Genomic DNA, 1,153 nt, shown 5'->3' on the forward strand with positions numbered 1-1,153 from the left:
GTACTATGCTGAGGACAGGCTTTCATTCGGAGAACCATCATGGAAAACATTGCGCTTATTGGTATCGATCTGGGTAAGAACTCTTTCCATATTCATTGTCAGGATCATCGTGGGAAGGCCGTTTACCGTAAAAAATTCACCCGACCAAAGCTAATCGAATTTCTGGCGACATGCCCGGCAACAACCATCGCGATGGAAGCCTGTGGCGGTTCTCACTTTATGGCACGCAAGCTGGCAGAGTTAGGGCATTTTCCAAAGCTGATATCACCGCAATTTGTCCGCCCATTCGTTAAAAGCAACAAAAATGACTTCGTTGATGCTGAAGCTATCTGTGAAGCAGCATCACGTCCATCTATGCGTTTCGTGCAGCCCAGAACCGAATCTCAGCAGGCAATGCGAGCTCTGCATCGTGTCCGTGAATCCCTGGTTCAGGATAAGGTGAAAACAACTAATCAGATGCATGCTTTTCTGCTGGAATTTGGTATCAGCGTTCCGCGAGGTGCTGCCGTTATTAGTCGACTGAGTACCCTTCTTGAGGACAGTAGTTTGCCTCTTTATCTCAGCCAGTTACTGCTGAAATTACAACAGCATTATCACTATCTTGTTGAGCAGATTAAAGATCTGGAATCTCAGTTGAAACGAAAGTTGGACGAAGATGAGGTTGGACAGCGCTTGCTGAGTATTCCCTGCGTTGGAACGCTGACTGCCAGTACTATTTCAACTGAGATTGGCGACGGGAAGCAGTACGCCAGCAGCCGTGACTTTGCGGCGGCAACAGGGCTGGTACCCCGACAGTACAGCACGGGAGGTCGGACGACATTGTTAGGGATTAGCAAGCGGGGCAACAAAAAGATCCGAACTTTGTTGGTTCAGTGTGCCAGGGTATTCATACAAAAACTGGAACACCAGTCTGGCAAGTTGGCCGACTGGGTCAGGGAGTTGTTGTGTCGGAAAAGCAACTTTGTCGTCACCTGTGCTCTGGCAAACAAGCTGGCCAGAATAGCCTGGGCACTGACGGCGCGACAGCAAACTTACGAAGCATAAAGGCAGAAATACACCAGTTTAAACAATCATTCATCTGGTTTTGCGAATACTGATATTGATGATACTAACGGCCCACCGGCCTGTTGAGGAACCTGTAAAACGGAAAGGC

The 1,153-nt window shown here is 48.5% G+C and carries 1 protein-coding gene; it reads left to right on the forward strand.

Features of this window, described 5'->3' with window-relative positions:
- Positions 1-39 precede the first annotated feature (39 nt).
- On the forward strand, positions 40-1,044 hold the full coding sequence (locus R7093_RS24040) for an IS110-like element IS5075 family transposase (RefSeq protein ID WP_000427614.1): 1,005 nt from the start codon (positions 40-42) through the stop codon (positions 1,042-1,044).
- Positions 1,045-1,153 lie beyond the last annotated feature (109 nt).

Source organism: Vibrio sp. 1580 (genome assembly GCF_033340055.1).

Coding starts and splice junctions, on each gene's coding strand:
- R7093_RS24040 (WP_000427614.1), top strand. CDS start 40: ATGGAAAACATTGCGCTTATTGGTATCGATCTGGGTAAGAACTCTTTC.